Source organism: Micromonospora radicis (genome assembly GCF_003583405.1).
Taxonomy (GTDB): Bacteria; Actinomycetota; Actinomycetes; order Mycobacteriales; family Micromonosporaceae; genus Micromonospora; species Micromonospora radicis.
Window position 1 is genome coordinate 102,728 of sequence record NZ_QXEC01000020.1, and the last position, 8,329, is coordinate 111,056.

9 protein-coding genes are annotated in these 8,329 nt (G+C 72.0%); 5 read left to right on the top strand and 4 right to left on the bottom strand.

Annotated elements, in window-relative coordinates:
• Nucleotides 1-13: 13 nt before the first annotated feature.
• Nucleotides 14-439 carry a CBS domain-containing protein gene (locus tag D2L64_RS19935; protein WP_119578719.1) on the bottom strand — a complete coding sequence of 142 codons (426 nt, stop codon included), beginning with the start codon at nucleotides 437-439 and terminating at the stop codon, nucleotides 14-16.
• 238 nt (nucleotides 440-677) lie between these two features.
• Between D2L64_RS19935 and D2L64_RS19940 the strand changes: the two genes are divergently transcribed.
• Together D2L64_RS19940 and D2L64_RS19945 are read left to right on the top strand one after the other, a co-directional pair.
• The gene (locus tag D2L64_RS19940) at nucleotides 678-1,439 is read left to right on the top strand and encodes an HAD family hydrolase (RefSeq protein ID WP_119578720.1); all 762 of its coding nucleotides are present in this window, start codon (nucleotides 678-680) and stop codon (nucleotides 1,437-1,439) included.
• 105 nt (nucleotides 1,440-1,544) lie between these two features.
• Nucleotides 1,545-2,441, top strand: coding sequence for an alpha/beta fold hydrolase (locus D2L64_RS19945; RefSeq protein ID WP_199714643.1), 897 nt, complete (start codon nucleotides 1,545-1,547; stop codon nucleotides 2,439-2,441).
• A 78-nt stretch (nucleotides 2,442-2,519) separates the two neighbouring features.
• Here D2L64_RS19945 and D2L64_RS19950 read toward each other — a convergent pair whose 3' ends face one another.
• Together D2L64_RS19950 and D2L64_RS19955 are read right to left on the bottom strand one after the other, a co-directional pair.
• A complete protein-coding gene (locus D2L64_RS19950) occupies nucleotides 2,520-3,740 on the bottom strand; it encodes an LPXTG cell wall anchor domain-containing protein (protein WP_119578722.1) in 1,221 nt (406 codons plus the stop codon).
• A gap of 74 nt (nucleotides 3,741-3,814) precedes the next feature.
• Nucleotides 3,815-4,471, bottom strand: coding sequence for a formylglycine-generating enzyme family protein (locus D2L64_RS19955; protein ID WP_233559052.1), 657 nt, complete (start codon nucleotides 4,469-4,471; stop codon nucleotides 3,815-3,817).
• A 171-nt stretch (nucleotides 4,472-4,642) separates the two neighbouring features.
• Here D2L64_RS19955 and D2L64_RS19960 point away from each other — a divergent pair, with 171 nt between their 5' ends.
• Together D2L64_RS19960 and D2L64_RS19965 are read left to right on the top strand one after the other, a co-directional pair.
• Entirely contained in the window at nucleotides 4,643-5,428 is a 786-nt protein-coding gene (locus D2L64_RS19960) for an SGNH/GDSL hydrolase family protein (RefSeq protein WP_119578723.1), read from the top strand.
• Between the two features lie 59 nt (nucleotides 5,429-5,487).
• Nucleotides 5,488-6,378 (top strand): sulfurtransferase, encoded by an 891-nt coding sequence (locus D2L64_RS19965; RefSeq protein ID WP_119578724.1) that lies wholly within the window; start codon nucleotides 5,488-5,490, stop codon nucleotides 6,376-6,378.
• Between the two features lie 28 nt (nucleotides 6,379-6,406).
• Here the strand turns inward: D2L64_RS19965 and D2L64_RS19970 are convergent, their stop codons facing one another.
• Nucleotides 6,407-7,033, bottom strand: a complete 627-nt coding sequence (locus D2L64_RS19970) for a TetR/AcrR family transcriptional regulator (protein ID WP_119578725.1) — start codon at nucleotides 7,031-7,033, stop codon at nucleotides 6,407-6,409.
• A 67-nt stretch (nucleotides 7,034-7,100) separates the two neighbouring features.
• Between D2L64_RS19970 and D2L64_RS19975 the strand changes: the two genes are divergently transcribed.
• On the top strand, nucleotides 7,101-8,329 hold a 1,229-nt coding region (locus D2L64_RS19975), incomplete at its 3' end, for an FAD-dependent oxidoreductase (protein ID WP_233559053.1).

Here is an 8,329-nt window from a genome sequence, read left to right on the forward strand (position 1 = left end):
CAGGCTACCGGCGTCACCCGGTGGGCGACTGCTCGCTGATCTGGCCGAGAGCGGACTGCGGGTCGAGCTGCACGGCCAGGTCACCGAGGGAGACGATGCCGACCAGCTTGCGCTCGACGTCGCAGACCAACACCCGACGTACGCCGCGTTCGCGCATCAGCGCCGCCGCGTCACCCGCCGAGCAGTTCTGCTCGATCATCACCACCTCGCGGGTGGTGATCGAACCGATCGTGGTGGTGGTGGGATCGCTGTTCGCGGCGACCGCCCGGACCACGATGTCGCGGTCGGTGAGCAGCCCGGCGAGGGTGGCGCCGTCGGTGACCACGACGTCACCGATGTCGGCCTCCTTCATCACCCGGGCCGCCTCGTCCAGGGTGGTTTCCGCCGGCAGGTAGATCACCTGCCGGGTCATCACGTCGGCGACGCGGTAGTCGGACATGAGAGCCTCCAGAGAACATTCAGCCGATCGGAATGCGGTACCCGGTGGTCCGTCGGCTACACCCGCCGGACACCGTTCACCGATCGGTCGACGTCAACCGGCGGGGCCAGCCGGCTACCGAGGTCGAGCGCCGCGTCCACCCGCGGGGAAACGGCAGGGGCCCCGGTTGGTGTCTCCGGTGGCGCAGAGGCCGCTGCTTGACCGCCGCTGCCGGTCCGGATTACGCGAGGATGGGTGGATGATGCGGGCGGCGCGTGGGCTGTTGCTGGACTTCGGGGGCGTACTGGCGGATGCACCGGCTGGCGGGGTGGCGGCTCCGGAGCTGGTGCGGCTGGTGGGTGAGGTGGTCGGTGGGCAGCTCCCGGCCGAGCGGATCTCGGCCGACCTGGTGGCGGGCGCTCGGGCGTACTCGCTCTGGCGGGATGAGACAAGTGCCTCGGCGGAGCCGATCGAACTGCCACACGACCGGGTGTGGGCCGACTTCGTCACCCAGGGTTGGCCCGAGCCCGCGCGGGAAGCCGTCGAGCGGGAGGCCACTTCCCTGGCGTACGCCTGGACGTGGCGCACCGAGTGGGCGGTGCGTCCCGGCATCCCCGAGGCTCTCGGCGCGGCCGTCGACGCGGGCCTGCCGATGGCCGTCGTCAGCAACGCCCTCTGCGGTGCCGCCCACCGCGACTTCCTCGCCGCCGCCGGACTGTCCCGGTTCTTCGAGGTCGAGTTCTACAGCGACGAGACCGGGCTACGGAAACCCAACCCGCGCTTCGCCGAACTGGCCGCCGAGGCGATCGGCGTACCGATCGGGCAGTGTTGGTTCGTCGGCGACAGCCTGCACCGGGATGTCGCCTGTGCCCGGCGGGCCGGCACCGGGGCGGCCGTGCTGATGCGCTCGCCGCGCACCGACCGCGAGCCGGAGCATCCCGACGTGTCGCCGGACGCCTGGATCGAGGATGGGTACGGGCTGCTCGACCTGCTCCACCGCAGCCGGCGGGACGCATCCTAACCATCCGACGACGGGTCGACCCGTCCTTGGCTGAACCACGGCCGGTGTCCATCCCGGAGCCTTACCTTCCGGAAGGAAACCATCCGCCGGGGCAGGGAGCAGCCCGTGTTCGACGACGTACGGCAGATCGAAGCCGGTGTGCTCGACGTCGGGTACGTCGACGCCGGTCCGCCGGACGGACCGGCGGTGCTTCTGCTGCACGGCTGGCCGTACGACATCCACAGCTTCGCCGCCGCGACGCCCCTGCTGACGGCGGCCGGTCACCGCGTGCTGGTGCCGTACGCCAGAGGGCATGGCAGCACCCGGTTCCGGTCCGCCGACACGGTACGCAACGGCCAGCCGGCCGCCCAGGCGCTGGACCTCATCGCGTTCCTGGACGCCCTCGGCATCGAGCAGGCGACGCTGGCCGGGTTCGACTGGGGAGCGAGGACGGCGGACATCGTGGCCGCGATCTGGCCCGAGCGCTGTCGGGGCCTGGTCGCGGTGAGCGGCTACCTCATCGACGGCCAGGCGTCCGGGCGGATGCCACTGCCACCGGTGGCCGAACACGCCTGGTGGTACCAGTTCTACTTCGCCACCGAACGGGGCAGGGAGGGCTACGCCAGGAACACGTACGACTTCGCCAGGATGATCTGGCAGACGGCCTCGCCGAGGTGGGACTTCGACGACGCCACGTTCCGCCGCAGCGCTGCCGCGTTCGACAACCCGGATCACGTCGACATCGTGATCCACAACTACCGCTGGCGGCTGGGGCTGGCCGACGGCGAACCCCAGTACGCCGACCTGGAGGAGACGCTGGCCGGCAAGCCGACCATCGCGGTGCCGACGATCAGCCTTGAAGGGGACGCCAACGGGGCGCCGCACCTGGAGCCCGCGGTCTATGCCAAGCAGTTCACCGGCCCGTACGAGCACCGGACGATCACTGGTGGCATCGGGCACAACCTGCCGCAGGAGGCCCCACAGGCGTTCGTCGACGCGGTGCTGCGGATGGCGTCGAGCTGACCAGGGCGGCAGTGCCGCCGGACCGTGCGGGCGGCAGTGCCGCCGGAGCGCGCGGGGCCACCGCGACGACTGCCGGGCCTACCCGACGAACGGCAGGCGATTCCGGCGTCGGGCGACGAGCAGCATGAGGCCGCCACCCAGCACCAGGGCGAGACCGGCCCCGGCGATCAGCCCGACCTGCGACCCGGTGACCGGCAGGCCACCCCCGCCACCGTTGCCCCCGTCATCGCCGCCGTCACCGCCGCTCGCGGCGACCACGACGGCAAAGCCGTCCTCGTTGTCGCTGGCGTCCACATCGGCCGCCGGTACGGCGACGGCGTTCACCGGCAACTCGGTCCGTTCCGGGCCGGAGCGGGCAGCGAGCGGCTCGGCGGTCAGACCCTCGACTCGCACCGTTGCGCCGTCCAGCGTGACGGGTGCCTTGGTGTCGGCCGACACCAGCACCAGATTGTGCAGCTCGACCGCGGAGTGGATGCCGTCGTTCGGGTCGGTGTCCTGCTCGGCCGGTGCGAGCGCGAGCGTGTCGTAGGTGCACTCCGCCGACCGACCGTTGTCGTCGATCACGCACTCCTTCGGCGGCCGGGTGAACGTCACCCCCGCGGGCAGGCGCAACGTCGCCTTCACGCCACTGACCGCCTTGCGGCCGTGGTTGACGACCCGGTACCGCACCGCGCCGGACTCACCCGGCTTCAGCGTCCCGGCGGGCTCGAGCCGGCCGCCCGCGCCGATGCGCACCGATTGCGTCACGTCCGGTGCCACCACCGAGAGGTCGGCTTCGGGTTCGTCGACCAACCTGAGCGTGAACCACTTGCTGGACTTGATCCACTCCACGTCCGTACCCCAGGACATGGCAGCCTCGATCCGGAACCTGCCTTCGTAGGGCTCCTGATCCTCGCGGACGCGGATGTCGATGGGAAGATCCACCGTTGCGCCGGGCGCCGGCAACAGCTCCGGGTGCACGGCCGAGCTGAACTGGCAGTACCAACCGGGGGTGTCGCCGTCGCACTCGCCGGAGCCTCCGCCCTCCGGCCAGTTCAGCGAGGCCTTGTTCAGCCAGTCCAACTCGTCGGAGTAGACGTTGAACTGGACCACGCTGGGGGTCTCGTCGGTCAGGTTCGTCATTCGCAGATGAACCCGCTTCTTCTGTACGCCCAGCGCGATCGTCGTACCGGTCAGGTCGAACGAGAACTTCGGCTCCGCATCCGCCGCGGCGGCGGGACCGGTGGGGGTGGCCAACCCGGTGAGCAGGAGCAGCGCGGCGGCGACTGGGCCCGCCAGCCATCGACGACCAGAAGCCACGGCATGCTCCTCAGGTGAGCGGAAGGTGTACGGGACGAGACTAACCGCAACGGTCCTGCGGCGTTGTCCCCCACTCAGCCGGAGCGCGCCACCCGGAAACCCACGTCGTCCACGGTGAACGTCGGGTGGCTACGGCGGCGTACCGACGCCCGGCAACTCCACTGCTCGTCGAACCAGCCGCCGCCGCGCAGCACCCGGTAGCTGCCGTAGACCTCGGCGTCGTAGACGTCCCAGCACCAGTTCCACACGTTGCCCAACATGTCGTACAGGCCCCAGGCGTTGGGCTGCTTACCGCCGACGGTGTGGCTGCGTTCCGCTGAGTTGCCCCGGTACCAGGCGATGTCGTCGAGCGGCCCGTAGCGCGGACCGGTGGTGCCGGCGCGGCAGGCGTACTCCCACTCGGCCTCGGTCGGCAGCCGGAAGCCGTCGGCGGTCGGCTCCCAGTCGACCCGGTCGCCGTCGAGCCGGTAGGCCGGGGTCAGCGCGGACTGCCGAGACAGGGCGTTGCAGAAGCGGATCGCGTCCCACCAGGACACGCTCTCGACCGGGCGCCGATCACCGCCGGCCGCGCTGGGGCGTGCGCCGGTGACCTGCGCGTACTGGGCCTGGGTGACCGGGACGGCCGCGATCTCGTACGGCCGCAGCGGTACCGACCAGCGTCGTTGGGTACGCCGATCCGACAGGGTCACCTGCCCGGCCGCGATGCGGACCAGGGCGGACTCGGTCGTCACGAGCAGCGAGCGTACCCGGGGTGGACCGGCGATGACCTCTGCCACGATCCGGCCGGCGGGGCAGCCCGGCGCGCCGGGCCGGTGCCACACTTCCCGATGTCGAGAAGGGGCCCTTCCGCCGCCGAGGTGGTGCGCGGGAGTCCTCGCTCACCGGCAGTCGGAGGAGTGGCAGTGCGCTGGCGCAGTTACGTCGCGGTCGGGGACAGCTTCACCGAGGGGCTGGACGATCCGTACCCGGAGGGCACCTACCGGGGCTGGGCCGATCTGGTCGCCACCCGACTCGCCGTCGAGGCCGGCCCGAGCTTCCGGTACGCCAACCTGGCGATCCGGGGGCGCACCTTCCCGCAGGTGGTGGCCGAGCAGGTGCCCGCCGCGCTGGCCATGAAGCCCGACCTGATCAGCTTCGCCGCCGGTGGCAACGACGTGCTGCGGCGTACCTTCGACCCGGACACCATCGTCGGTCGCTTCGACGAGGTGGTCGGCCGGCTGCGGGCGGGCGGTGCCGAGGTGGTGCTGTTCCGCTTCGCCGACGTGATGGCGCGGCTGCCGGGGCAGCGGCTCATCGCTCCCCGGGTCACGCTGCTGAACCGAGCCGTCGGGGAGACCGCCGAGCGGCACGGCGCGATCCTGGTCGACCTGTACGCCGACGACACCTACCTCAATCCGATGCTGTGGAGCACCGACCGGCTGCATCTCTCGCCGGCCGGGCACCGCCGGGTCGCCGGCCAGGTACTCACCGCCCTCGGGGTCGGCTGCGACGAACAGTGGCTGCTCGTACCGCCGCACCCGGAACCGACCCCCTGGCTGGCGGCCCGTACGGCCGACCTGCGTTGGGCCGGTCAGCACCTGGCGCCCTGGATCAAACGGCGGATCACCGGCCGATCCTCCGGCGACACCCGGACGGCCAAGCGCCCCAACCTGATCCCGTTCACCTCGCACCAGTCCGACCACCCGTGACGGGAGTGAGCCGTGCGCAGGAGCGGGCGGCGGGCGGCTGATCGGCGTACGTTGGGGTCATGCCGGTGCCGAATGATCCCGATCCCCGACTCCAGTCGCACGCCGACCCGCAGCGCCTGGTCACCACCGCGTGGCTGGCGGAGCACCTCGGCGACGAAGGTCTCGTCGTGGTCGAGTCCGACGAGGACGTGCTGCTCTACGACACCGGTCATATCCCCGGCGCGGTGAAGGTCGACTGGCACCTGGAGCTGAACGACCAGGTGACCCGGGACTACCTGGACGCCGAGCGGTTCGCCGAACTCTGCGCGGCCAAGGGCATCGGCCGCGACGACACGGTCGTCTTCTACGGCGACAACTTCAACTGGTGGGCCGCGTACGCCCTCTGGGTCTTCACCCTCTTCGGCCACGCCGACGTGCGGCTGCTCGACGGCGGCCGGCAGAAGTGGATCGCCGAGGGGCGGGAGCTGAGCCGCGACAAGCCGAATCGCCCGCGTGCCGAGTATCCGGTGCCGCAGCGGGACGACGCGCCGGTGCGCGCGTTCCGGGAGGAGGTGGCGGCGCAGGTCGCGGCGGGCGGTCCGCTGGTGGACGTGCGGTCACCGGGCGAGTACACCGGCGAGATGCTGCACATGCCGGACTACCCGCAGGAGGGGGCGCTGCGCGGCGGGCACATCCCGGGCGCGGTGAACAAGCCGTGGAAGTCCGCCGCCAACGACGACGGCACGTTCAAGTCGGCCGGTGAGCTGCGGGCCATCTACGCCGACCAGCTCGGACTGAGCCCCGACGACGAGGTGATCGCCTACTGCCGCATCGGCGAGCGGTCCAGCCACACCTGGTTCGTGCTGCGCCACCTGCTCGGCTATCCGAGGGTCCGCAACTACGACGGCTCCTGGACCGAGTGGGGCAACCTGGTCCGCGCGCCCGTCGTGCGGGGCTCCGAGCCGAGGTGACCCGACCGACCGACCGGCCCGGCCGGCGTCACGACCGGCCGGGGCTGGTCGCGTCCTGTGCCCGCAGGTAGCGCTGGACGGTGGGGGCCAGCCAGGCGTGCAGGTCGGCGGGGGACATGTCGACCACGGGCGGTAGTCGTAGGACGTATCGGGTGAGGGCGACGCCGAGTAGCTGACTGGCGACCAGGCCGGCGCGCCGGAGGGCCTGGGTGGGGTCGTCGACCAGTCGGGCCACCGCCCCGGCGAGCTGACCGGTGAAGATCTCGCGGACCCGTTCGGCCGCGCCCGGGTTGGTGCTCGCAGTCCGGAGCAGGGCGGGGAGGGTGTCGTCTCCCTCCCAGCGGCTCAGGAAGTGGCCGACCAGCGCTTCGCCGAGACGCTCGGCCGGCACCCCGCTGAGGTCCGGCAGGCACAGGTCGAACTCGGCCGCCGCCGCGAACAGCCCCTCCTTGCTGCCGTAGTAGCGCATCACCATCGACGGGTCGATCCGGGCGTCGGCGGCGATCGCCCGGATCGTCGCCCGGTCGTAGCCGTCCGCTGCGAAGCGGGCCTGGGCGGCGCGCAGGATGGCCGCCCGGGTCGCGTCCGAGCGCCGTGGCCGTCCGGGACCGGCGGCCGACTCCGTGCCCTGCTCCTGGGGTACGCCCGCTGTCATGTGACCGACGGTATGCCAACACCTGTTGACTCCCCGATCCGGGGGCGCCTAGCGTTGCCAACAGCTGTTGGCCAACAGCTGTTGGCAACTGTTCTCCGCAGAGGAGGCCACCGTGCTCGCCGAACGAACGGACGTCCTGATCGTCGGTGCCGGCCCGACCGGGCTGGCCGCCGCGCTCACCCTGGCCCGTCACGGGATCGAGGTCACCCTGGTCGACCAGCGGGAACAACCACCGATGACCTCGCGGGCGGCGGTCGTGCACGCGTACACCCTGGAGCTGCTCGACCGGCTCGGGGCAGGCGCGCCGCTGGTGGCACGTGGCCTGCGGTCCGCCCGGTTCAGCGTGCGGGACCGGGACCGGGTGTTGATCAGCGTGCCGTTCGGTCGGCTGCCGACCCGTCACCCGTACGCGCTGTTGGTCTCCCAGTCGGTGACCGAGGAGGTGCTCACCGAACGGCTGACCGAAGCGGGCGGGCGGGTGCTGCGGCCGTACCGGCTGACCGGCCTGCACCACGACGACGACGGTGCGGTGGCGCACTTCGACGACGGTTCGACCGTGCGGACGAGGTGGGTGATCGGCGCCGACGGCATCCACAGCACCGTCCGCGAGTTGGCCGGCATCCCGTTCACCGGCCCGGCCAACTCGGCGGAGTCGTTCGTCCTGGCCGACGTACGGGTGGACAGCGGGTTGCCCCGCGACGGCGCGTCCATCTTCCTGGCCCGCGGTGGCCCCCTCGTCTGGGCACCGCTGCCCGACGACCGGGTACGGCTGGTCGCCACCGTCACCGATCCGCCGGCCGAGCCGGACCTGTCCTACCTGCAACGGCTGCTCGACGAGCGTGGCCCGCGGCGGCACCCGGACCAGGTCCGGGAGGTGTTCTGGTCCTCGCGCTTCCGGCTGCACCGGCGGGTCGCCGAGACGTTCCGGGTCGGATCCGTGCTGTTGGCCGGGGACGCCGGGCACGTGCACAGTCCGGCCGGTGGACAGGGGATGAACCTCGGCATCTGCGACGCGGTCGACCTCGGCGAAACCCTCGCCGAGGTGCTGGCCGGCGCGCCCGAGGCCCGGCTGGACGAGTACGCGGCCCGGCGACGCCCGCTCGCCCGGGAAGTCGCCGGCTTCGCCGACCGGCTCACCCGGCTCGCGACCGTGCCACCCGCCGGGCGGCCCGCCCGGGACGCGCTGCTGCGCCTGTTCTCGATGCTGCCGCCGGTCCGGCGACGAGCCGCCCTGCGCCTGTCCGGCCTGAACCAGCGTCCGTCCGCCCAACTGCCACCGGCGGTCGACGCGGCCTG